We start from the raw sequence: 23,851 nt of genomic DNA on the forward strand, positions 1-23,851 counted from the left end.
ATGGGCAACTTTACTTTTGAGGAAATGAACCTGATGTGCATTTACAATACCGGCAGCCGCACCGGGCTGATTGACAGTCTGCGTGAGATGCGCGGCGAGCTTTCGCCGGAGGAAACGGAGCTGAAAGAGTTGACCGACAGCGCTCTTACGAAGCTCTGTGCGATGACCGATGAGAAGTTTGCCGAACTGGAGCTGTACCCGGATTTTGACCAGTAAACAACATAACCGCAGGGATGGGGTGGCGATCTGCAACCCCGCCTTTTTACCCCAAAACTGAAAGGAGGACAGAATACTATGCCAACCAAAGCTGAACTATATGCACAGATGGCGGAGAAAGTGGCAACGCAACTCACTGGAAGCTGGCAGGAATGGGCAGGGTTCCTTACTACGGCAGCCCGACTTTACAAGTACCCGTTCCATGAGCAGCTGATGATCTACGCCCAGCGCCCGGACGCTACCGCCTGTGCAGAGTACGATTTGTGGAATGAAAAGATGGGCCGGTATGTAAGGCGTGGCTCCAAGGGAATCGCTCTGGTGGACGATTCCGGGGACAGACCCCGCCTGCGCTATGTTTTTGATATTTCCGACACCGGAACCCGTGAACATTCCCGCACTCCCTGGCTGTGGCAGCTGGAGGAGCGCCATTTGGATTCGGTGCAGGCCATGCTTGAGCGCACCTATGATGTTTCCGGTGATGACCTTGCCGGACAGCTCACGGAGGTAGCCGGAAAACTGGCTGAGGAATACTGGACGGAGCATCAGCAGGACTTCTTCTATATCGTTGACGGTTCCTTTTTGGAGGAATATGATGAGTTTAACATCGGAGTACAGTTCAAGGCAGCAGCCACCGTCAGCATCACTTACGCTTTGATGTCCCGCTGCGGACTGGAGCCGGAACGCTACTTCGACCACGAAGATTTCATGGCAATCTTTGATTTCAATACCCCGTCCACCATCGGGGCGCTGGGAACAGCGGTCAGCCAGATCAACCAGCAGGTGCTGAGGCAGATCGGCGTTAGCGTCCGAAATGCAGAGCGCGAAGCCAACCAAGAAAGGAGCAAACAAGATGAACAATCCCATGACCTATATCCAGAACGGAGACTATCTGATTCCCGACCTGAAGCTGAGCCAGCAGCCGGAGAAACCCCTGGGCAAGTACGGCAGGATGAGGAAAACCTACCTGAAGGAACATCGTCCCATCCTCTACAACCAGATGCTGCTGAGCGAGAAGCTGTACCAGCACCTTCTGGAGATCGACGAGACCGCCCAGAACAGACTGGAGCAGATGATGCCCCAGCTGGCGAAGGAAGCGGGAGCCACCGAGGAACTGAAAGCCAGCGATCCCATGAAGTGGGTGGGGCTGATGAACACCTGCAAAGCTCAGGCAGAGGAGATTCTGATGGCGGAGCTTATCAACAGCTGACTCTAAACCTGTTCCTCTCCGAAGCGGAACAGATCCAATCCATAGATGAAGCAGAGAATGTAGCACATACATCCTCTGCTTTTTCTTTTGCCCAAAATGACATTGACCATGTGCTGCGTTTGGGAGGCAATACAGACCGTCAGAGGGAGCGTGTGGTTGCAGCCTTTGAAAAGCAGAAAACCACCGCTGAGATTGCCGAGATACTGAAAACGCTGTACCACGGTGGCAACGGCGTTGGCAGTGTGAGTGCATGGTATGCCGAGGATGGTATCCATCTTTCCCACGGGAAGTCTGTCCGTTATGACAGGTCTGCCCAGGTCATTTCTTGGGAGCGCGCCGCAGAGCGTATCGGGGAGCTTTTGGAAAGTGGTCAGTTTGCCTCCAATGTGGAGCTTGCAGAAGCGGCAGGCTATGAACGATCCCTCCTCTCGGAAAAGCTCTGGCATCTGTATCACGATCTCAGTGAGGACGCCAGAAAAGCCGGATATTTGTCCTGCCTGTCAGAGATCAAAGGCAATGGATTCCCAGAGGAGACCCGCCGTCTGACGGAGAAGCTGAGTGAACCGGCTTTCCGCCAGACCCTCAAGGAAGAATACGCTGCCTTCTGGACTGCCTATCAGCAGGACCGTGACCTGTTGCGTTTTCACTATCATAGACCGAGGGAGATCTGGGAGAACCTGAAGGACCTTGACCTGCCACGCAGGACCTTTTCTTCAGAGCTTTCCCAAGTGCCAACCGTCCAGCACTTTATTACCGAGGATGAGATCGACGCCGCCATGACCGGCGGAAGCAGTTTCGCCGGAGGAAAAGGCCGTATCTATGCGTTCTTCATGGAAAACCATACGGATAAGGAAAAAGTGAGATTCCTTAAAGACGAGTATGGCATTGGCGGACGCTCTCATGCCCTGTCCGGCGCAACACACAGCGGCGAAGATCACGATGGGAAAGGACTGCACTATAAAAAGCAGGACTGCCCGGATGTTCACTTGAACTGGGAAAAGGTTTCCAAGCGCATTACCTCACTTGTCAAGAAAGGTCGCTATCTTACCGAACAGGAACAAGCGCAGTATGACAAGATCCAGGCTGAAAAGGATCTGGCAGAAGAAGATGCCATTCAAGCCCAGCAGCCGGAGATAGAGGAAGAAACGCCAAAGCCTACCCTTCGGGAGCAGTTTGAGCAGTATAAGCCTGTGGTGACTGCCGCCATATCTGAGGATGTGGCATATCGAAATGCCTGCGGTCATTCCGACCGTGAAAATGCTGTCATCGAGGGCAATGCCGCTGTGCGCCGTGCGGTTCTTGGCTCTAAGGATATGGAGCTGATCCGCCTTTATTCGGATGTGCCGGAGTTCCGCCAGCGCCTGCACCGGGAAGTGATCGACGAAACCTATCCAAAGCTCCATGAGCTTCTGCGCCCTCTTTCTCAGGAAGATATTGATACTGCCCTTTGTGCATGGAACGGCAATATCGAGAGTAAACACGCTGTCGTCCGCTATATGAAAGACCATGCAAGAGAGAAGGATACCGCTGCATGGCTGGCTCAGGAATACGGTGGCAGCAACAGCCCGTTCGTTGTCCGTGCCGGAAGCCCGGAGGAAACACAGCTGCCCTGGCCGAAGGTACAGCGCAGGCTTGCCCAGCTGATTCAGGAGGACCGGTTCTATACCGAAGAAGAACAGGATCGTTTTGACAATATCGACCCTATCGCCATCCGGGAAGCCCTGGAGGAAAGAGGGATCGTCAACGGACAGGTGGCAGACCCGGAAAAACTGGACAATGACCCGTTTATCCAACAGGTGATGTCGGATGCCGAGCAGATCGCAGCTGCCGAGACAGAACAGACTTCCGAGGTTTCCATTTCTGATGAGGAATATGATGCAGTTCGCCGCCCGACTCCGCAAAGAACCTCCTATGATCCTGCCGCCCCGGTTTATGCCGTGGGCGATACCGTGTATATCGAGGATGACGCCTATCAGATCACCGAGCTGCGGGAGGACACCGTGCAGCTTCTGCCTACCGGCATGGTATATCCCATCTATCGGGCAGAGCGCAAAGAACAGTTCGAGCAGCTGCTTCGGGCAGACCGCCGCAATGCTTACTATACCGAGTTTCTTCCCATTGACCCGGACAAGGCAGATCAAGACCTGCGGGATGTATTGGCCCATGGACTGATGGATGAAGCGGATAAACAGCAGCTTTCCACGCTACTGCAATCTGGCAGGAGCAACAGTGAGATCGCCTACTGGCTGAGCAGAGCCTACCCTCATGAGATTGAGACCCTGAATCTGGAGACCGGCGATATTGCCGATTACCGTACCACGGCACAGGGCATGGAGCTGGAAGTCCTGGACGCAGAGGAAAAGCGTCTGGCTGTGCTGTATTTCCGCTGGGATGAGGTTGCGCCTTTGCTGCGCGGGATGTATGCCCGTCAGCAGGACGGCTTTGGACAGGAACAGCCCCAACCGGCTACCGAATCCCCGACCTTCCATTCCGAGACCATGGCCGTCTATCCGGGCGATAAGAACCATCTACCTTATGATGTGGTGGTGGAACGGTTGCATATTGAGGAGCCGGAGCCGCCAGCCCCTGTAACAGAGCCGGAGAAAACCTTTGAGGAAGTGCTGGATGAACACCCGGTTTCCATTCAGGTCAACGGCCAGTGGCAGACCTTCCCCAATGCCAAAGCTGCCGAGGAAGCCTCCTATGAGGAATACAAGGCTAACCTGCGCCGCAATGCACAGAACTTCCGCATTACCGATGAGCATTTGGGTGAAGGCGGTCCAAAAGCCAAGTTCCAGGCAAATGTTAATGCCATTCGTTTGCTGAAAGAGCTGGAATCTGCCGGACAGCAGGCAAGCCCCGAACAACAGGAGATTCTTTCCCGTTATGTGGGCTGGGGCGGTCTTTCAGATGCCTTTGACCCGGAAAAACCGGCATGGGTTTCCGAGTATGCCCAGCTGAAAGAGTTGCTGACCCCGGAGGAATATGCCGCCGCCAGAAGCTCTACCCTCAATGCCCATTACACTAGCCCTACGGTTATTCAGGCAATCTATGAAGCGGTGGGGCGCATGGGCTTTGAGACCGGAAATATTTTGGAGCCATCTATGGGTGTGGGCAACTTCTTCGGTATGCTGCCGGAGGAAATGAGAAACAGCCGTCTATACGGTGTGGAGCTGGACCCGGTTTCCGGGCGCATCGCAAAGCAGCTCTATCCCAAGGCGGACATCACAGTAGGCGGCTTTGAGACCACTGACAGGCGGGACTTCTTTGACCTTGCCATCGGCAATGTGCCTTTTGGTCAGTATCAGGTCAATGACAAAGCCTACAACAAGCTGAATTTCAACATTCATAATTACTTTTTCGCCAAAGCATTGAATCAGGTGCGTCCCGGCGGTGTGGTAGCTTTTGTGACCTCCCGCTATACCATGGATGCCAAGGATTCCACCGTGCGCCGCTATCTTGCCCAGCGTGCCGAGCTACTGGGAGCGATCCGTCTGCCTAATGACGCGTTCAAAAAGAATGCCGGTGCCGAGGTTGTATCGGACATCATCTTTCTCCAAAAGCGGGACCGTCCGCTGGACATTGCACCAGAGTGGACGCAGACCGGACAAACGGAGGATGGGTTTGCCATCAACCGGTATTTTATCGACCACCCGGAAATGGTGCTGGGCAGACAGGAGCCGGTAAGCACTGCTCATGGTATGGATTACACCGTGAACCCTATCGAGGGACTGGAGCTTTCCGATCAGCTGCATGATGCTGTGAAGTACATTCATGGCACTTATCAGGAGGCAGAGCTGCCGGAGCTGGGCGAAGGCGAAGCCATTGACACCTCCATTCCTGCCGACCCAAATGTGAAGAACTATTCCTATGCCATTGTAGACGGGCAGGTGTACTATCGGGAAAACAGCCGCATGGTGCGCCCTGACCTCAACGCCACCGCCGAAGCCCGTGTAAAAGGTCTTGTGGGACTGCGTGATTGTGTGCAGGAACTGATCGACCTTCAGATGGATGCAGCGGTTCCAGACAGCACCATTACCCAAAAGCAGGCGGAACTGAACAGCCTCTATGACAGCTTTTCTGCAAAATATGGCCTTATCAATGACCGTGCAAACCGACTGGCCTATGCAGATGATTCTTCCTATTACCTGCTCTGTGCGCTGGAAGTCATCGACGAGGACGGAAAGCTGGAGCGCAAGGCGGATATGTTCACCAAACGGACCATCAAGCCCCATCAGGCAGTGGCTACTGTGGATACGGCAAGCGAAGCACTGGCGGTGTCCATCTCGGAAAAAGCCTGCGTAGATATGAGCTATATGAGTCGGCTTACCGGAAAAACAAAAGAAGAACTGGCCGGAGAGCTGCAAGGCGTGATCTTCCGTGTACCGGGACAGTTGGAGAAAGACGGCACACCCCATTATGTGACTGCTGATGAATACCTTTCCGGCAATGTACGCCGCAAACTGCGTCAGGCACAGAGGGCGGCACAGCAGAACCTTTCTTTTGCAGTCAATGTGGAAGCCCTTACCGCCGCCCAGCCCAAAGACCTGGATGCGTCGGAAATCGAGGTGCGTCTGGGCGCTACCTGGATTGACAAGGAGTACATCCAGCAGTTTATGTACGAGACCTTCAACACCCCGTTTTATCTCCAGCGCAGCATTGAGGTCAACTATTCCTCCTTCACTGCTGAATGGCAGATCAAGGGGAAATCTTCTGTATCCTACAACGATGTGGCAGCTTACACTACCTATGGAACCAGCCGCGCCAATGCTTATAAGATTTTGGAGGACAGCCTGAACCTGCGGGATGTCCGTATCTATGACACCATAGAGGACGCAGACGGAAAAGAGCGCCGCGTACTAAACGCCAAGGAGACCACTCTGGCTGCCCAAAAACAGCAGGCTATCCGGGAAGCCTTTAGGGACTGGATCTGGAGAGACCCGGAGCGACGCCAGACTTTGGTGCGCCAGTATAACGAGGAAATGAACTCTACCCGTCCCCGCGAGTATGATGGCAGCCATATCACTTTTGGCGGCATGAACCCGGCCATTACCCTGCGGGAACACCAGAAAAGCGCCATCGCCCATGTGCTGTATGGCGGAAATACCCTGCTGGCACACGAAGTAGGCGCAGGCAAAACCTTTGAGATGGTGGCCGCTGCGATGGAAGCCAAACGCCTGGGCTTGTGCCAGAAATCTCTCTTTGTGGTTCCCAACCACCTGACTGAGCAGTGGGCATCGGAGTTTCTGCGCCTCTATCCTTCTGCCAACATCTTAGTCACAACCAAAAAGGACTTTGAGACCCATAACCGCAAGAAGTTCTGCGCCCGTATTGCGACCGGTGACTACGACGCCATCATCATGGGACACAGTCAGTTTGAGCGTATCCCCGTCAGCCGGGAGCGTCAGGAACGGCTTCTCTATGAGCAGATCGACGAGATCACCGAGGGCATCGCAGAGGTGCAGGCCAGCGGCGGCGAGCGTTTTACCGTCAAGCAGCTGGAGCGTACCAGAAAGTCTCTGGAAGCCAGACTGGAAAAGCTGCAAGCCGAGGGGCGAAAAGATGATGTGGTAACTTTTGAGCAGCTGGGTGTGGACCGGCTGTTTGTGGACGAGGCCCACAACTACAAGAACCTGTTTTTATACACAAAAATGCGGAATGTGGCTGGTCTTTCCACATCGGACGCGCAGAAATCCTCCGATATGTTTGCCAAGTGCCGCTATATGGATGAGATCACCGGAAACCGTGGCGTGATCTTTGCCACCGGCACACCGGTCAGCAACTCCATGACCGAGCTTTACACCATGCAGCGTTATCTTCAATATGAACGCCTGCAAGAGCTGAACATGACCCACTTCGACTGCTGGGCTTCCCGATTTGGGGAGACCGTCACAGCATTGGAGCTGGCACCGGAAGGCACCGGCTACCGGGCAAGAACGAGATTCAGCAAGTTCTTTAATCTGCCGGAGCTGATGAACCTGTTCAAAGAAGTGGCCGACATCAAGACTGCCGATCAGTTAAATCTCCCTACCCCGGAAGTGGAGTACCACAACATCGTGGCGCAGCCTACCGAACATCAGCAGGAAATGGTCAAAGCTCTTTCGGAGCGTGCATCGCTGGTACACAGTGGAACTGTTGACCCGTCCCAGGATAACATGCTCAAGATTACCTCGGATGGCCGTAAGCTGGGGCTTGACCAGAGAATCGTCAACCAGATGCTGCCGGACGAACCTGGCACAAAGGTCAATCAGTGTGTGGACAACATCATGCAGATCTGGCGGGACGGCAAAGCTGACAAGCTGACCCAGCTGGTGTTCTGCGACATTTCTACACCGCAGGCAAAAGCTCCTGCAAGCAAGGCGGCGAAAACGCTGGATAATCCACTGCTTCACGCATTGGAAGGCGCTGTGCCTCTGCCGGAGCAGGAGCCGGCCTTTACGGTATATGACGATATTCGTCAGAAACTTATTGCCCAGGGGATGCCTGCCGACCAGATCGCTTTTATCCATGAAGCCAATACCGAAGTGCGGAAAAAGGAGCTGTTCTCTAAAGTCCGTACCGGTCAGGTTCGTGTCCTCTTAGGCAGCACCGCCAAGATGGGCGCAGGCACCAATGTGCAGGACCGTCTGGTGGCACTTCATGACCTGGACTGTCCGTGGAGACCGGGAGACCTTGCCCAGCGCAAGGGTCGTATCGAGCGTCAGGGTAACAAGAATCCTCTTGTCCATGTGTACCGCTATGTGACAGAAGGAACCTTTGATGCATACCTCTGGCAGACGGTGGAGAATAAGCAGAAATTCATTTCCCAGATTATGACTTCTAAATCGCCGGTGCGTTCCTGCGATGATGTGGATGAAACAGCCCTCAGTTTTGCCGAGATCAAGGCTCTGTGTGCCGGAGATCCCCGCATCAAGGAGCGTATGGATTTGGATGTGGAGGTATCCCGCCTGAAGCTGATGAAAGCCGACCACCAGAGCAAGCAATATCGTCTGGAGGACCAGCTGCTCAAATACTTCCCGGAGGAGATTGAAAAGCACAAAGGCTTTATCAAGGGCTTTGAATCTGACCTGGAGGTTTTGGCAGCACACCCGCACCCGGAGGACGGTTTTGCCGGTATGGAGATTCGTGGAGACCTGCTGACCGATAAGGAGAACGCCGGTGCAGCCCTTTTGGATGCCTGCAAGGAGGTCAAAACCTCCGATCCGGTGCAGATCGGCAGCTACCGGGGTTATGCCATGTCCGTGGAATTTTTCGCTTGGAAACAGGAATATACGCTCCTGCTGAAAGGACAGATGACCCACAGGGCAACCCTTGGTACAGACCCTCGCGGAAATCTTACCCGTATCGACAATGCCCTCACTCAGATGCCCCAGCGTCTGGAGGCGGCAAAGGCACAGCTGGATAACCTCTATCAGCAGCAGGCTGCCGCAAAGGAGGAAGTCGGAAAGCCATTCCTTTATGAAGAAGAACTGACAAGCAAAAACGCCCGTCTAGTGGAGTTGGATACCCTGCTCAACATCGACGGAAAGGGGCAGGCACACACCGAGTCTGTTGTTGCCAAAAGCACACGGACTTCGGTGCTGGATAACCTAAAACGCCCGGTGCAACCCCGCAGTACAGACAAGAAACCAAAACAGCATGAGGAGGTGCGATAACATGAATACTAACGATCTGAATACAGCTCTTTATGAAAAGATGGCTGCCGAACAGGACAAGTTCCGGGACTGGCTGAAAAGCCAGCCCCCGGAAGAAGTCTTAAACCATGCCTATGAGTACACCATCCGCGAGGACATCGTGATGGCAATAGAGGAACTGGAGTTGACCGACACCCAGGCTCAGGCACTTTTGGAATCTTCTTTGCCGCTGGCGGATGTGTACCGCTACTTTGAAAAGCTGGAGACCGGTCACATGGATGTGATCCGGGACAGCATTGAGAACCGTGCCGACGATGTGTGCAGAGCTAAAGAGGAACTGCGAACAACACCGATCTATCCCCATTCAGCTGCCTATGCGAGAGAACATGGGGAGCTGGAGCAGTACCGAGCTTCCAACAATGTAAATCGCCAATGCAAGGAGTCTATTGAAGCGGCGGTGCGGGAGCACTTCGACGGAATGTATCTCAGCCACGATGCGGCAAAGGGTGTGATCGAGACCTATGGCATGGAGCGTGTGTCCATGGTTCTGTCTAACACGGTCCAGCTTCAGGACTGGGATGGGCGTTACTCCCGACGCAACAAAGAATGGGCCAAGACCATTCCCAACGATAATCCCGAAACCGTCCGTTGTGGTTATGCCTTAAACAGCCACCCTGCTGTGCTGGATGGTTTTATTGATCTGGTGCGTGAAGAACAGCAGCGCAGCCGTACCCAGAGAGAAAAACTGGAACCGTCCCGTCACTCAGTGCGGGATAAGCTCAAACAGGAGCTGCCCGCCCATAAGTCTGCCGCCCCGAAAAAACGGGAGCCGGAGCGATAACCATGGCAAAGCGCAAGCGGGATGTGCCGGTTTTGTTTTGGGTGTCCGCAGAAGAACTGGAACTGATCCATCAAAAGATGCAGCAATACGGGACAGAGAATTTGAGCGCTTATCTGCGGAAAATGGCGCTGGATGGTTATGTGGTCAAGCTGGAACTGCCAGAGCTGAAGGAGTTGGTCTCCCTGATGCGCCGAAGCAGCAACAACTTGAACCAGCTGACCCGCAAAGTGCATGAGACCGGGCGGGTTTATAATGCTGACTTGGAGGATATATCCCAGCGGCAGGAACAACTGTGGGAGGGTGTGAAGGAAATCCTTACCCAACTCTCCAAACTTTCATAACAGGGATAGATACTCCATTTGCGGAGGGAGGAACGGCGTTTCTTCGCCGCACCTTCCTCCGCTTTTTCTTTTTGTCTGTATCCTTGTCTTTTGCCTGTCCGTACCGGATAATATGAGTAGAATAAGAAGCGTAGCAAAGGAGTGAAAACAGATGCTGACCTTTGAAAAGGTGCTGGAGATTTTTGCGGATTACCTGACCGCAGACGAGACCATAGAAGTTTATATCAGCCGCCATGGATGTGTAAGAGTTGAATTTGACCAAGATTTTCACTATTGCTCTGGCGAGGTGTGCCATACTCCCAAGGAACTGTTCGACCTCTTAGCCGATGATTACCGGACTTATCTGGAGATTGAACTGACCAAAGGAAAACGGGAAGTGACGGAAGATGATGAGAGAGAAGCGGATGCCCTGTGCAAACGGCATCTGGAGCGTTGGAAGGAGGAACAGGAATGAAGATTTTGAAATGTCTGCTGATGATCGTAACTGCACCGGTCGTTTTGGTGTTGACGCTTTTTGTCTGGCTCTGCACGGGGCTGATCTACATATCCGGTCTGGTGCTTGGTCTACTAAGCACGGTAATTGCTCTGCTTGGCGTGGCTGTGCTGATTACCTATTCCCCGCAGAATGGTGTGATTTTGCTGGTTATGGCATTTTTGATTAGCCCGATGGGGCTGCCGCTGGCTGCGATCTGGCTACTGGGAAAGGTGCAGAGTTTGAAATTTGCGATACAGGATTGGGTGTATGGGTAAATGATGTGAATATAATTTGGAATGAAAAAGAAGCAGGACAATGGGAGATGAGACCCAATGCCCTGCTTCTCTGTTTATTCGGAACGAACTGTAATATATTTTTGATTGCGACTTTTAGGTTTATCGGGAATAGTCATTTCTAATTGCCCGGATTCTAAAAGCGGATTGATATGTTTCAAAGTGAAGTTTCTTAAATCTTTGAAGCCGCAAAATACTGCAAGCTCTTTCTTGGATTTTGGTGTTGTGCAAAAAGTCAAAATCTGTTTGGATACCGTTGATAGTTCAATAACTTGGTGGGTAACTTGGTGGATAACTTGGTGGGCGTCACCCTCTAAGTTGTAGTTTACATTTTTCAAGATGACTCTGAAATCTGTCGCTGTTGAGGAAAATTCGGGCTTATATGCCTCTGTGTATCCAGGCAGCTTTTCGGTTTCACTGACGATTTTGCGTAGGCCACTTCCACGGCGTTCCATGTACTTCATGCGGTGGAACAGGTCAGCAATCACAGGGTTTCGTCGCATCGAACGGATACTGTAAATATCGTATTCCTGAATTGAGCCGCCGCCAAACATACCGCCCGGAGATGTGATTTCCACCCGATCATCAAACATATCAATATGGATTTCGCTGCCAAGTACAATATAATCACGATGGATAAGCGCATTAACAAGAGCCTCTGTCACAGCTCGTTCAGCATAATCTGGCTTGTCTACACGATACTGTGCCTCTTTGACAAAACGGACTTTGGAATTATTGCGAATAAATTCACTGCCGCTTTTCAGTAGATAAATCAGATTCCCTTCGTATTCTTTATCGTCCAGTGCATCATCAAAGATAGAGCCTTTTTCCAAGCCATTCCACCGGGTACAGAACATACGGGAGTTATAAACTGTGTGCTGATCGGTCATGAGCTTTCCGGCATTGGTCAAGACCCCATTTTTGTCAGCCAAACCGAAGGAAACATAATCGGATGGCTCAAAGCGGAGGCCGGTTCGTTCCAGATAGGTTGCCTCCAGGAGTGTGAAGCTGTAATCCTTTTTCACAGCTTCTGTTGTTAAGGTGTCAAAGGACTGATTGGTTCCCTTTAAGATCAGTTCATTTACAATGTAATCCGGGGCAATTACGCTTTCATTTCCAACACGGATATATGCTTCCATCACTCCGTCTGCCTTGTAATAATATGGGGTGCTGCGGCCGGGAGAAACCTCCAGAGCTAATAGATTTTTACCATCTTCCTGTAATGGTTTTAAGATAAACTGAGGTAATGGTGTGATTCGTTCTTTAATTAAGCGGCTGATCGCCTCAGCATCCTTTTGAACATCGGACAAGCCAATAGGTTTCCGGTCATCAGAGATTCCGAAAAACAGAGTTCCGCCGATTCCATTAGAAAAGGAACTGACACTTTTTAACCAGCTTTTTGGTTTCTTTATTTCAAGTGCAACTTTGAAATCACATTCGGTTGCTTCAGCAATTAGCTGTTCTATCATAAAATCCCTCCTTTGAGGTATTGGTAGTTTCTTTATATTATACCCATAAGGAGAGTTTATTTCAACGATAGGCACAAAGAGTTCAGAGAAAATATTTTTGAGAGGAGGGTTTTTTATGGCAACTACAAGAATCATGCCGCTTCATGTTGGCAAGGGCCGCACAGAAAGTCGGGCGATCAGTGACATCATCGACTATGTAGCAAATCCACAGAAAACAGATAACGGCAAGCTCATTACCGGCTATGCGTGTGACAGCCGGACTGCGGATGCGGAGTTCCTTCTGGCAAAGCGGCAGTACATTGCCGCTACCGGACGGGTGCGCGGCGCAGATGATGTGATCGCCTATCATGTGCGCCAGTCCTTCCGCCCTGGTGAGATTACCCCGGAAGAAGCAAACCGGCTGGGCGTAGAATTTGCAAAGCGTTTTACTAAAGGCAATCATGCCTTTGTGGTCTGCACTCACATAGACAAGTCGCACATTCATAATCACATTATCTGGTCATCGGTCAGCTTAGAATATGACCGGAAATTCCGAAACTTTTGGGGCAGCACCAAGGCGGTTCGCCGGTTAAGTGATACAATCTGCATTGAAAACGGACTGTCCATTGTAGAGAATCCGAAACCTCACGGAAAAAGCTATAACAAGTGGCTGGGAGATCAGGCAAAGCCCTCTCACCGAGAGCTGCTTCGTGTGGCGATTGACAACGCATTATCACAAAGCCCTGCTGATTTTGAGGAACTTCTGAAGCTACTGCAAGAATCCGGCTGTGAGGTATCAAAACGAGGGAAATCATATCGCTTGAAGCTCCCCGGTTGGGAGAAAGCCGCCCGTATGGACAGCCTGGGCGAAGGATATGGATTGGAAGATTTGCGGGCAGTTCTCTTAGGAAAGAAAGCACATACCCCGCGAAAGAAAACAGTCACACAGGCAGAGCCGCCGAAGGTCAATCTGCTGGTGGACATTCAGGCAAAATTGCAGGCTGGAAAAGGTGCTGGCTATGCTCGATGGGCTAAAGTTTTTAATCTGAAACAAATGGCGCAAACCATGAATTACCTGTCAGAGAACAATCTGCTGGAGTATACGGTTTTGGAAGAAAAGGCTACGGCTGCCACGGCACATCACAATGATCTTTCGGCGCAGATCAAAGCGGCTGAAAAGCGCATGGCGGAGATTGCTGTTCTGCGTACTCACATCGTAAATTATGCCAAGACCCGTGAGGTCTATGTGGCATATCGTAAGGCGGGATACTCTAAGAAATTCCGGGAGGAACATGAGGAAGAAATTCTGCTCCATCAGGCTGCTAAGAATGCCTTTGATGAGATGGGCGTCAAGAAGCTGCCCAAGGTCAAAGAGTTGCAGACAGAGTACGCGAAATTGCTGGAAGAAAAGAAAAAGACCTATGCCGAGTATCGGCATTCCCGTGAGGAAATGCGGGAGCTTTTAACGGCAAAGGCCAATGTAGATCGGGTGCTGAAAATGGAGGTAGAACAGGATGTTGAAAAAGAAAAAGACCACGGCCAGCGGTAAGCTGGTCCTGGTCAAAAGCGTTCGCAGAACGCGCAGCCACAGAATGAAATTCTGTGTTCAAAGGGGCTTGGGGGCGCTGCCCTCAACAAGCAAGCAGAGAGGAAAATCACAAAGGGATTTTCTCCTCTGCGGGCCTGTATGTATTAACACAGGCATTGCTTGCCTCTTTTCTCCGAAATTGAAAAGAACCAGTGAGAGAATCGTTAAATTTCACTCACTGGCTCAATTCATTTCAAATATCTCGGACAACTCTGTCAGTTCTTTCACCGTTTCTTGGGTGTGATGCAACAGGGTGTCACGCATTTCTGGCGGACAGCTGGAATAAAGCATTTTCATCTGATTGACACCTTCATCTTCCAGAGAAATATCTGGATTTATAAGCGTATCTAAAGAGATGTGCAGGACCTTTGCCAATGCTCTCAAAATCAAATAAGAAGGATTCATTTTCCCCTTTTCGATATTGGCGATTTGCTTTACAGAAACATGGCTCAGATCCGCAAGCTCCTGTTGTGTCAGGTCTTTTTTCTTTCTGGCTTCCCGCATTTTTTGCCCTAAAGCAGTTAAATCATCAATCGGCATAATCGTTCACCTCAATAATATTGTATCGTTCCGGTTTGATTTGAGGAATAACCTTATCATTCCGGTTTTTTCGGTACGATTATACTGATTTTTCTTTTTTGCAACATGGTTGCAGGCTTGTATTCTTCGAGCAATAGAAATATAATGGAATGTATTGCAGGAGGTGCAGAGATGGACTATATGACCCTAAAAGAAGCAAGTGAAAAATGGGGAGTTTCAATTCGGCAGATAAACTATTATTGCGCCGGTGGCCGTATTCCCGGTGCTGTGAAGGTGGCTACAATTTGGCTGATTCCGAAAGACGCGGAAAAGCCTGTGGATATGAGAACGAAGCAAGGAAAGGAGCAAAAAAATGCAAAAGATACTTTATGTTGAAGATGATTTGAGCCTGATTGATGGATTGCAATATACTTTGGAAGCAAGTGGATATATGGTGGACAATGCCAAAACTGTAAAGGAGGCTTTGGCCCTATTCCGAAAGAACACCTATGATTTACTTTTGCTGGATGTTACGCTCCCAGATGGCACAGGCTTCGATGTTTGCAAAGCGGTACGGAACAGCTCAACCGTTCCCATTATATTTTTGACAGCTTCGGATCAGGAAATCAGCATTGTCCGAGGACTTGATATGGGTGCCGACGATTATATCACCAAACCGTTCAAGCTGAATGAACTTCTATCCAGAATTAAGGCAATCCTGCGCCGTTCCTTGCAGTTTTCCAAAGCAGATACCTTTTTGGAAGCCAATGGTATTCGTGTAGATACGGCGGAACGGCTCGTTTGGAAAAATGATGAACCGCTTGACCTCCCGCTGGTGGAATACAAATTACTATGTTTGTTCATGCAAAATCCTAATCACCTTATGCCGCGAGAAATGATCCTGGATAGGATGTGGGATGGCAACGGAAACTTTGTGGATGACAATACCTTGTCTGTGTATATCCGGCGGCTGAGAAACAAAATTGAGGACACACCCAATCAGCCTAAATACTTGCTGACGGAACGAGGTATCGGCTATAAATGGGTCGTTGAGTGAGGACAAGGTATGGGCAAATTAGGGAAAGAAACAAAGAATCTACTGTTGGCAATCACCGTCATCTGCCTTATTTCATTTCTACTTGCCGCAGGACTTTCGTTTTTACTTGCAAAGGACTTCCAACATGAGATGTTGCTCCATGACTATGGTGTTTCCGGCTACCAGCTGAACCATGAGGATAAATTGCAGATTTCAGCTTTTACTGCTCACCCCAACGAAAGCGATATAGAACGAGGCAAAGAAGCGCTGGCCTCTATTGGATACAGTGAAGCAACATCTATGCAGCTATTGCCAACTGTTCGGGAATATCGAAATCAGACGATGCTGTATCTATTCTTGCTGCTGTTGTTTCTGTTCGGTATGGTATATCTGGTTCTGCTGTTTTATCTGCGACGCCAGCATAGAGCTATTGATGATGCGGGAAGTAAGATTCGAGAATTTTTGGATGGCAATTCTATGTCCAGAATTGAATGTTCCCAAACCGGTGATTGGTATAGCCTTTTCCATGATGTCAATGAAATGGCGACTATTCTCTCCGCCCATGCAGAGAGCCAGAAGCAGACAAAGGAGTTCTTACAGGACATCATTTCGGATGTATCACATCAGATTAAAACGCCGCTATCTGCTTTGAAAATGTACCATGAAATCATAAGCAGTCATAAAGGAGAAGCCGAAACGGTGGCGAACTTTTCGGAAAAATCTCAACGAGAGATTAAGCGAATGGAGAACGTTATTTATACACTGCTCAAACTGGCGCGCCTGGATGCGGGAATTATACAGATGGAAAAAGCAGAAGAAAATGTTTCCGCTCTCATGCAAGATGTTTTGGAACGATTTGAAACATGGGCAGAACAGGATCACAAAGAGATCACCCTTTCGGGTAAGGATGATATTTCTCTTAATTGCGATGCACTATGGATGTCGGAGGCGATTGGAAATATCGTCAAAAATGCTTTGGAACACACACAACCGGGCGGTCACATTTCGGTGCAATGGACACAATCACCCCTGTTGACTCAGATCGTCATTACAGACGATGGCAAAGGTATCCACCAAGAGGACTTATACAACATTTTCAAACGCTTTTACCGCAGCCGCTTTTCGTCAGATGTGCATGGGATAGGATTGGGCTTACCGCTGGCTAAATCTATTGTGGAGGCACATGGGGGAACTATTTCTGTAACCAGCACACTCAATGTTGGAACTACCTTCACATTGAACTTTTTCAGCCTTACAAATGAGTAAGATGCAGGTCACTTGGAAGTAAGCCGAAGGGGGTATGATGTGACCATAAGGAGGTACTGCGTATGAATATTCTTGAAGTACAGGACTTGTGCAAAACCTATGGAAAAGGTGAAGCAGCGGTTCAAGCGTTGCGTCATGCAACATTTTCGGTTCGCAAAGGTGAATTTATTGCCATTATTGGTGAATCTGGCTCCGGCAAAAGTACGTTGCTGAATGTTGTGGGTGCTCTGGACAAAGCCACTTCCGGCAAGGTCTGGATCGACGGTCAGGATATTTTCTCAATGCCGGAGAAAAAACTGACCGTGTTCCGGCGGCAACACATCGGTTTTATCTTTCAGTCATTTAATCTGATCCCGGAACTGAATGTAGAACAGAACATCACTTTTCCGTTGCTGCTTGACTACAAGCGGCCAGACCAGAGGTTTGTCAACGAGCTGCTGAATGTTTTGGGACTGACCGAACGCCGTCATCATCTTCCCAGTCAGCTCTCCGGTGGCCAGCAACAGCGTGTCGCTATCGGCAGGGCTTTGGTTACACGACCTGCACTGATTTTGGCGGACGAGCCGACCGGCAATCTGGACAGTAAAAATAGTCAGGAAGTCTTGGCTCTCCTGCAAACCATGTCGGCCAAGTACCAGCAAACCATTTTGATGATTACCCACAACAAAAATCATGCAAGTGCGGCAGACCGCATTTTCAATATGTCTGATGGTGTGCTGAAGGAGTTGGGGGCGAGCCGGAAATGAAACACTACCTCGACTTGGTTTCTATCTCCAACAAGGTTCACCGCAGGCAAAGCCGCATGACACGCATTTGCATTGTGCTGGCGGTTTTCCTGGTTGCAGTCATGTTTGGACTGGCCGATATGTATTTGAAAAGCATGACGGATGAAACCCGGCATCAAACTGGAGATTGGCATTGTAAAATCACAGCTATTGACGAAAAAACATCCGAATATATTGCTGCCCGCCCTGAAATAGACTTGTCTGGCTGGCAAGGCAACATTCCCGCAGAAATCGGCTGCACAGTGGCAGATCAGCTCGTTTCTGTTGCAGGGATGGACGAGACAATATTTTCTGAAATTTATTTAGGTTCTGTCCTTTCAGGTGAGTTCCCTGAGATAGCTGGACAGGTAGCTGTTTCATCTACATTAGCACAAACAGCAGGAATTTCGTTGGGAGATACTCTTGCTTTGAACTCTCCTGATGGGAGTACAATGCAACTGGCGATTACGGGAATTATGGATGATGATGCCGCCAATATGATCTCGGGAAGTGCCAGTGCAATCCTTTTGACACCTGAAGGGCTGTCAAGCATTCAAACTGCGGATCTAAGCGGCAACTGGCAGTATGTCGTTCGGTTCTCGCTGCTCACTAATGTTGGTTCCAGCATTGCTGATATTCAGCAGCAAAACGGCATATCTGATGCACAAATCACCCAAAATGAAGAACTGCTCAGTATGCTCGGGCAGCTACCGGGTTCCAATATGTCGCAGATATACACAATGGCATTTCTGCTTTCTTTGGTGGTAATGGGAACTTGTGTTATGATGATTTCCAGTAGTTTGAATAGTAATGTCAGCCAGCGCATGGAGTTTTTCGGTTTACTGCGCTGTTTGGGAGCCACTCGTCGCCAAGTATTGCGCTTTGTGCGCCGTGAGGCTTTACAGTGGTGCATTACCGCCATACCCATTGGTATCGGGTTAAGTATCGTGGTGGTTTGGGGACTGTGTGCAGTCATGCGGCAGCTCAGCACTGTATGGTTTGGTTATATGCCTATCTTTGGCATTAGCTGGCTAAGCATTGGTGTGAGCATTGTATTGGGACTTATTACCGTTCTATTGGCGGCTCGGACCCCCGCAAAAATGGCAGCAAAGGTTTCCCCATTGGAGGCTGTCACAGGCAATACACAGCAGGAATCCTCGTTCCGCCATGCGGCAAACACTCGGCGGTGGCATGTAGAGGTAGCACTTGGTATCCATCATGCCAAGGCCAAACGGCGCAGCTATATTCTGATGACAAGTGCATTTGCAATCTGCATCACCTTGTTTTTAGGGTTCTGTACGCTGGTTCCCTTTATGGAAAACGCATTTATGCCGAAAGAATGGTCGCCCGAGCTTTCCATTGTCAGTGACACAAATACTTGTTCCATTCCGGCGGATCGAAGGGATGCCGTAGTACAAAATTCCGCTGTTAGTCGAGTGTTTGGCAGAATGTTTGCTTATGATGTTCCTGCCCAAATTAGCGGCGCAATCCATAACAGCAATCTAATCTCCTATGAAGAAAATCAGTTCCGCTGGGCGCAAGATCAACTAATTGCAGGTTCTATAGATACTGTAACGAACACGCCGGGACAGGTCTTGTTTGTGGCAAACGCAGGAACAGAAGTGCAGGTGGGAGATACCATTACACTGACAATAAACGGGAAGGATCAAACAGTTACTGTAGGGGGTGTTTTGTCTGACAGCCTATTGGCTCGTGCAGAGAGAACGGAAACACTGATCTGCTCCGAGGAAACTTTTTCGCAGCTGACGGGTGAGACTGGGTATACTATCCTGGATGTCCAGTTCCGCTTTGGTTCTGATGAAGAAGATGTTGCCGAGGTTGAAGCATTGTTCGGTGAAGGAGTCACTTTCACTGATGTCTTAATCCAAGCACAGCAACAACGTGGCCTTTATTATGCTTTTGCAACATTGGTATATGGTTTCCTGTCAATCATTGTAGCCATTACGATTTTCCATATTATGAATACCATCAGCATGGGAGTTTCCGCCCGAACTCGTCAATATGGAGTAATGCGTGCCATTGGCATGAGTAATCAACAGCTTACACGCATGATTTCTGCGGAAGCTGTCTCGTATGCCATAAGTGGTGTCATATTGGGATGTATTTTCGGATTGCTGTTTCATTGGTTCCTGTACTCCAGCCTTATCACTCGCACATTCGGAAATCCCTGGAGTGTTCCGTGGCTGGAATTGTGCTTGATCATAGGCGTGATTCTCGCAACCACGGCGCTGGCTGTACGAGGCCCAGCAAGAAGATTACACGCTATGTCGATTGTGGAAAATATCAGCTCGCAATAAAATTATATGGCATACGGCCAATAGGCTAAATACTCATGTGGATTTGAGAGGTTGTCCCTCCGAGAAGATCGGTGTGGGCAACCTTTTTATTTATCTTACAGATAAGTAAGATGGAAGTCATTTGGAAGTAAGATTGATTCCTTAAAATCGAAACAAATAAAGATTTCCTGCCGGACGACGGCAAAAGAAAAAAAGCCGTCGTAGAGCAGACAATTTGACACGCCCATTTGAAACGGCGGCTTTGATTTTCAGAGCCGCCGTTTCTTTGCGTTTACACAATCCTATGACGACTTGCAGGGACACGGTAGCCGATTGGAGGTTATTTTGCCGTGTCTCGTTTGCTTTTTCAAAGCTCACATGATCTACATCAGTTAAAAAAAGCATTGCTCCTCCTCCGGGCAAGTATAACATTGCATCGGCATTATCGTTCCATGTAATTCAGTATAATAATGACTGTTCTTGGCGCGCCAGTTTTCCCTCACGGAAATCTGGCGTTTTTTGTTGCCATTTTTTCGGAGATGACCCGGTTGTCTGCCGGTGTCGGTCTCCGCCTCCATTCGATTCACCCGTCAATCACCTGTGAATCGAAATGGAGGTACATAATGAAGAAAATTAACCTTCGGGAACTTTATCCTAATGTTTATACAACAGACTTTTTTGTAGATGTGACAGAGGAAGTAATGGAGACTATTCGAGCAGCTGAACGTGCGGAAGCTGCGTATGAGCGAAAGATGTATCGCTATAAGGCGTACTACTCCCTGGACTGCGACAACGGCATTGAAAATGCGATTCTGATGAAGCCCCAGACACCGGAAATGCTTTTGGAGGAAAAGCAGCTGCGGGAGCAGCTCTATGCTGCTGTGATGGCTCTGCCAGAGAAGCAGGCCAAGCGGATCTATGCCCGGTATTATCTGGGTATGCGTGTGAGTGAGATCGCCACAGCGGAGGGCGTAGACCAAAGCCGTGTCCGTGATAGTATCCGGCGTGGTCTGAAGCAACTAGCAAAGTATTTTTAGGATAGAACTACAAATGGGGCGCAAGGTCTCAAAATGCTTCTGGCACAGGGCCTTGCGCCCTATTTGCACGCTTGTATTCTTCGAGCAAAGGAAATATAATAAACCATATTGGAGGGAAACTATATGGATTATATGACGCTGAAAGAAGCAAGTGAAAAATGGGGTGTTACCCCAAGGCAGATCAATTATCTGTGTACCGGTGGGCGTATCCCCGGCGCTGTAAAGATGGCTACCATTTGGATGATTCCCAAGGATGCAGAGAAACCGGCAGACCGCCGTTTCAAAAATACAAAAAAATAATCCTCTCGTGAGGTTTCTGTGACATTTGGATGCTACACTAAGAATGAAGGAGTGTGATACAATGCGAATTTTAGTAGTCGAGGATGACCGACTTTTGAATAATACCTTGTGCTATAATCTGGATACTGCGGGCTATGCCGTGGACTCTGCATTGACAAAATCAGCAGCCAGCAACTTTCTGACCAAGCAGGACTATGACCTGATCGTGCTGGATGTAAACCTGCCGGATGGGAATGGCTTTGATTTCTGCCGTGAGGTAAAGGAGCGTCGGCCGGATACGGCGGTGATCTTCCTGACCGCAAACGATATGGAAAGTGATATGCTCAAAGGATATGAGCTGGGCGCGGAGGACTATGTGACCAAGCCATTTCCTATGAGCGTCTTTCAAAAAAAGCTGTCCGTGGTGCTGGGGCGGTTGGCGAAACAGTCTGGAGGCGATTGCTATGAGGATGGTGCGCTGTCCATCAATTTCTCGGAGATGACTGCTTCCCTGTCCGGTAAGCCGTTGGTGTTCACTCCGTTGGAATACCGGCTGTTGAAAATACTGACCAAAAATCCGCAGAATGTTTTGACCAGGCAGGTGCTGCTTGAAAAGCTGTGGGATGCCGATGGAAACTTTGTGGATGAACACGCCCTGACTGCGGCCATCAGCCGGGTGCGGAACAAAATTGAAACAGAGGGATGCCAGTACATCAAGACGGTGTACGGCATGGGCTATATGTGGATCGGAGGGGCATCGAAATGAATATGCGAAAACTCTCCATCAACAAAGCCTGTATCCTTTTGGGAACGCTTTTGCTGCTGGCGGTTGGTGCAGTCTGCGCCGCTGTTTATCTGCTGACCCAGAATATAACCGCTGTCCGGTGTGTGTTCCTGTTCAGTCTCTTTGTACTGCTCTGCGTTATCTTCTTTGTGGCTCTGATCCGCCGGAAGCTGGTTCGGTTCTCCGATGCCTTTTGTGGTCAGATGGATGATATGCTCTCCGAAAATATGCAGCCGAAGCAGACAACCTGCGAAGAAAGCCTGTTCTACAAAATCAACTATCGGCTGGGGCGGCTGTACGAGGTCATGCAGGAAAATAAAAACAGCATCGCAAAGGAACGGACTGACCTACAAGAGCTGATCTCTGACATCTCTCATCAGGTCAAGACCCCGATTGCCAACTTGAAAATGATCAACAACACGCTGCTTGAAAATGAGGTTCCTCCGCAGAAGCAAAAGGAATTTCTGACAGCCCAGGCCAGCCAGCTTGATAAGCTGGGCTTCCTCATGCAAGCCATGATTAAAACCTCCCGACTGGAAACGGGAGTCATTTCGCTGGAGCAGAGACAGCAACCGGTTTACGATACCCTTGCCGCTGCCCTAGGCGGGATTTTGCTCAATGCCGAAAAGAAAAAGATAGATGTGCAGGTGGAATGCCCGGAGCATTTGGATGCACGCCATGATAGAAAATGGACAAGCGAAGCCCTGTTCAACATTCTGGATAATGCTGTGAAATACACCCCGGCAGGCGGGCAGATCCGTGTGTCGGTGGAAGGCTGGGAAATGTATGTGAAGATCGACATTGCCGATACCGGCATCGGCATTTCAGAGCAGCACCAGGGGACGATTTTCAAGCGGTTTTATCGGGAAGATGTGGTGCATGATGTGGACGGTATTGGAATCGGTCTGTATCTGGCCCGTGAGATTGTGACCTTGCAGGGCGGTTATATCCGGGTAGCGTCTGAGGTTGGGAAAGGCTCAACCTTTTCTGTTTTCCTGCTCCGAAAGTAGAGTAAGCACACCCCGAAAATTGAAATGTCACAGATTCGTGACATTTGGGGCTGAATTTAGCGGAAATTTTTTGTGGCTCGTGACATTTCTGTGAGGTTTGGTCGTTACAATGGGTTTATCAAAAAGAAAGGATGGTGTTCTCTATGAGCATTTTGCAAACGACTGAACTGAAAAAATATTATGGTGCAGAGCCGAACATTACCAGAGCCTTGGATGGTGTGACCCTCTCTATTGAAAAAGGAGAATTTGTAGCTATCGTAGGAACCTCCGGCAGTGGTAAATCCACGCTGCTGAACATGATCGGCGGATTGGATGTGCCCACCTCCGGCCAGGTGGTCGTGGATGGCAAGGAGCTGTCCAAACTCAAAGACGAGGAACTGACCGTTTTCCGCAGAAGAAAGATCGGCTTTATCTTCCAGAATTACAATCTGGTACCGGTGCTGAATGTCTTTGAAAATATTGTGTTGCCTGTGGAGCTGGACGGAAACAAGGTAGACAAGAAGTTTATGAACGAAGTAGTGCAGATGCTGGGGCTTGAGGATAAGCTGAACAATATGCCCAATAACCTCTCCGGCGGCCAGCAGCAGCGCGTAGCCATTGCCCGCGCCTTGGTGTCAAAGCCCGCTATTGTCTTGGCTGATGAACCCACCGGCAACCTGGACAGCAAGACCAGCGCCGATGTGCTGGGGCTTCTGAAAACTACCAGCCAGAAATTCCACCAGACCCTCGTAATGATTACCCATAACAGTGAGATCGCCCAGCTTGCCGACCGCATTATTCGGATCGAGGATGGTAAGATCGTGCAGTAAAGGGGGG

The 23,851-nt window shown here is 49.8% G+C and carries 22 protein-coding genes; 18 read left to right on the forward strand and 4 right to left on the reverse strand.

What is annotated here, in order from left to right; genetic code table 11:
- On the forward strand, positions 1-216 hold the full coding sequence (locus tag OGM61_07610; GenBank protein ID UYI83721.1) for a transposon-transfer assisting family protein: 216 nt from the start codon (positions 1-3) through the stop codon (positions 214-216).
- A gap of 96 nt (positions 217-312) precedes the next feature.
- Here the strand turns inward: OGM61_07610 and OGM61_07615 are convergent, their stop codons facing one another.
- Positions 313-1,080 (reverse strand): hypothetical protein, encoded by a 768-nt coding sequence (locus OGM61_07615; GenBank protein ID UYI83722.1) that lies wholly within the window; start codon positions 1,078-1,080, stop codon positions 313-315.
- Here OGM61_07615 and OGM61_07620 point away from each other — a divergent pair.
- The 6 genes from OGM61_07620 to OGM61_07645 all read left to right on the forward strand — a co-directional run bounded on the left by OGM61_07620 (position 1,067) and on the right by OGM61_07645 (position 10,989).
- Positions 1,067-1,423, forward strand: coding sequence for a TnpV protein (locus tag OGM61_07620; protein UYI83723.1), 357 nt, complete (start codon positions 1,067-1,069; stop codon positions 1,421-1,423). The two genes, OGM61_07615 and OGM61_07620, sit on opposite strands and share 14 nt — an antisense overlap.
- 119 nt (positions 1,424-1,542) lie before the next feature.
- Positions 1,543-9,078: an SNF2-related protein gene (locus OGM61_07625; GenBank protein UYI85577.1), complete on the forward strand. Its 7,536-nt coding sequence runs from the start codon at positions 1,543-1,545 to the stop codon at positions 9,076-9,078.
- A gap of 1 nt (position 9,079) precedes the next feature.
- The gene (locus OGM61_07630) at positions 9,080-9,898 is read left to right on the forward strand and encodes a DUF3849 domain-containing protein (protein ID UYI83724.1); all 819 of its coding nucleotides are present in this window, start codon (positions 9,080-9,082) and stop codon (positions 9,896-9,898) included.
- 2 nt (positions 9,899-9,900) lie between these two features.
- Positions 9,901-10,239: a MobC family plasmid mobilization relaxosome protein gene (locus OGM61_07635; protein ID UYI83725.1), complete on the forward strand. Its 339-nt coding sequence runs from the start codon at positions 9,901-9,903 to the stop codon at positions 10,237-10,239.
- A gap of 151 nt (positions 10,240-10,390) precedes the next feature.
- Entirely contained in the window at positions 10,391-10,693 is a 303-nt protein-coding gene (locus OGM61_07640) for a hypothetical protein (GenBank protein UYI83726.1), read from the forward strand.
- On the forward strand, positions 10,690-10,989 hold the full coding sequence (locus OGM61_07645; GenBank protein UYI83727.1) for a CD1845 family protein: 300 nt from the start codon (positions 10,690-10,692) through the stop codon (positions 10,987-10,989). Before OGM61_07640 ends, OGM61_07645 begins: the two co-directional genes overlap by 4 nt.
- A gap of 74 nt (positions 10,990-11,063) precedes the next feature.
- Here the strand turns inward: OGM61_07645 and OGM61_07650 are convergent, their stop codons facing one another.
- Entirely contained in the window at positions 11,064-12,476 is a 1,413-nt protein-coding gene (locus OGM61_07650; GenBank protein ID UYI83728.1) for a putative DNA binding domain-containing protein, read from the reverse strand.
- A 115-nt stretch (positions 12,477-12,591) separates the two neighbouring features.
- Between OGM61_07650 and OGM61_07655 the strand changes: the two genes are divergently transcribed.
- Complete coding sequence (locus OGM61_07655) at positions 12,592-14,004, forward strand: relaxase/mobilization nuclease domain-containing protein (protein UYI83729.1); 1,413 nt, start codon at positions 12,592-12,594, stop codon at positions 14,002-14,004.
- 222 nt (positions 14,005-14,226) lie between these two features.
- Here the strand turns inward: OGM61_07655 and OGM61_07660 are convergent, their stop codons facing one another.
- Positions 14,227-14,583: a helix-turn-helix domain-containing protein gene (locus tag OGM61_07660; GenBank protein ID UYI83730.1), complete on the reverse strand. Its 357-nt coding sequence runs from the start codon at positions 14,581-14,583 to the stop codon at positions 14,227-14,229.
- Between the two features lie 171 nt (positions 14,584-14,754).
- On the opposite strand from OGM61_07660, the gene OGM61_07665 reads away from it, so the two are divergent.
- The 5 genes from OGM61_07665 to OGM61_07685 all read left to right on the forward strand — a co-directional run bounded on the left by OGM61_07665 (position 14,755) and on the right by OGM61_07685 (position 19,946).
- Positions 14,755-14,958 (forward strand): helix-turn-helix domain-containing protein, encoded by a 204-nt coding sequence (locus OGM61_07665; GenBank protein UYI83731.1) that lies wholly within the window; start codon positions 14,755-14,757, stop codon positions 14,956-14,958.
- Positions 14,936-15,619 (forward strand): response regulator transcription factor, encoded by a 684-nt coding sequence (locus OGM61_07670; GenBank protein UYI83732.1) that lies wholly within the window; start codon positions 14,936-14,938, stop codon positions 15,617-15,619. The genes OGM61_07665 and OGM61_07670 overlap by 23 nt, the downstream gene beginning before the upstream one ends.
- Before the next feature lie 9 nt (positions 15,620-15,628).
- Entirely contained in the window at positions 15,629-16,864 is a 1,236-nt protein-coding gene (locus tag OGM61_07675) for a HAMP domain-containing histidine kinase (protein UYI83733.1), read from the forward strand.
- Positions 16,865-16,926: 62 nt separating this feature from the next.
- Positions 16,927-17,610 (forward strand): ABC transporter ATP-binding protein, encoded by a 684-nt coding sequence (locus tag OGM61_07680; GenBank protein UYI83734.1) that lies wholly within the window; start codon positions 16,927-16,929, stop codon positions 17,608-17,610.
- The gene (locus OGM61_07685) at positions 17,607-19,946 is read left to right on the forward strand and encodes an ABC transporter permease (protein UYI83735.1); all 2,340 of its coding nucleotides are present in this window, start codon (positions 17,607-17,609) and stop codon (positions 19,944-19,946) included. Before OGM61_07680 ends, OGM61_07685 begins: the two co-directional genes overlap by 4 nt.
- A 141-nt stretch (positions 19,947-20,087) precedes the next feature.
- On the opposite strand, the gene OGM61_07690 is transcribed toward OGM61_07685, so the two are convergent.
- Entirely contained in the window at positions 20,088-20,330 is a 243-nt protein-coding gene (locus tag OGM61_07690; GenBank protein UYI83736.1) for a hypothetical protein, read from the reverse strand.
- Between the two features lie 218 nt (positions 20,331-20,548).
- Between OGM61_07690 and OGM61_07695 the strand changes: the two genes are divergently transcribed.
- From OGM61_07695 to OGM61_07715, 5 genes are all read left to right on the forward strand, one after another.
- Positions 20,549-20,962 carry a sigma-70 family RNA polymerase sigma factor gene (locus tag OGM61_07695; protein ID UYI83737.1) on the forward strand — a complete coding sequence of 138 codons (414 nt, stop codon included), beginning with the start codon at positions 20,549-20,551 and terminating at the stop codon, positions 20,960-20,962.
- 123 nt (positions 20,963-21,085) lie between these two features.
- Positions 21,086-21,262, forward strand: a complete 177-nt coding sequence (locus OGM61_07700) for a DNA-binding protein (GenBank protein ID UYI83738.1) — start codon at positions 21,086-21,088, stop codon at positions 21,260-21,262.
- 61 nt (positions 21,263-21,323) lie between these two features.
- Positions 21,324-22,007: a response regulator transcription factor gene (locus OGM61_07705; protein ID UYI83739.1), complete on the forward strand. Its 684-nt coding sequence runs from the start codon at positions 21,324-21,326 to the stop codon at positions 22,005-22,007.
- On the forward strand, positions 22,004-23,035 hold the full coding sequence (locus OGM61_07710; GenBank protein UYI83740.1) for a HAMP domain-containing histidine kinase: 1,032 nt from the start codon (positions 22,004-22,006) through the stop codon (positions 23,033-23,035). Before OGM61_07705 ends, OGM61_07710 begins: the two co-directional genes overlap by 4 nt.
- Before the next feature lie 143 nt (positions 23,036-23,178).
- Positions 23,179-23,844, forward strand: coding sequence for an ABC transporter ATP-binding protein (locus OGM61_07715; GenBank protein UYI83741.1), 666 nt, complete (start codon positions 23,179-23,181; stop codon positions 23,842-23,844).
- Positions 23,845-23,851: the final 7 nt, after the last annotated feature.

The organism is Clostridiales bacterium, from assembly GCA_025757645.1.
Classification (GTDB): Bacteria; Bacillota; Clostridia; order Oscillospirales; family Oscillospiraceae; genus CAG-103.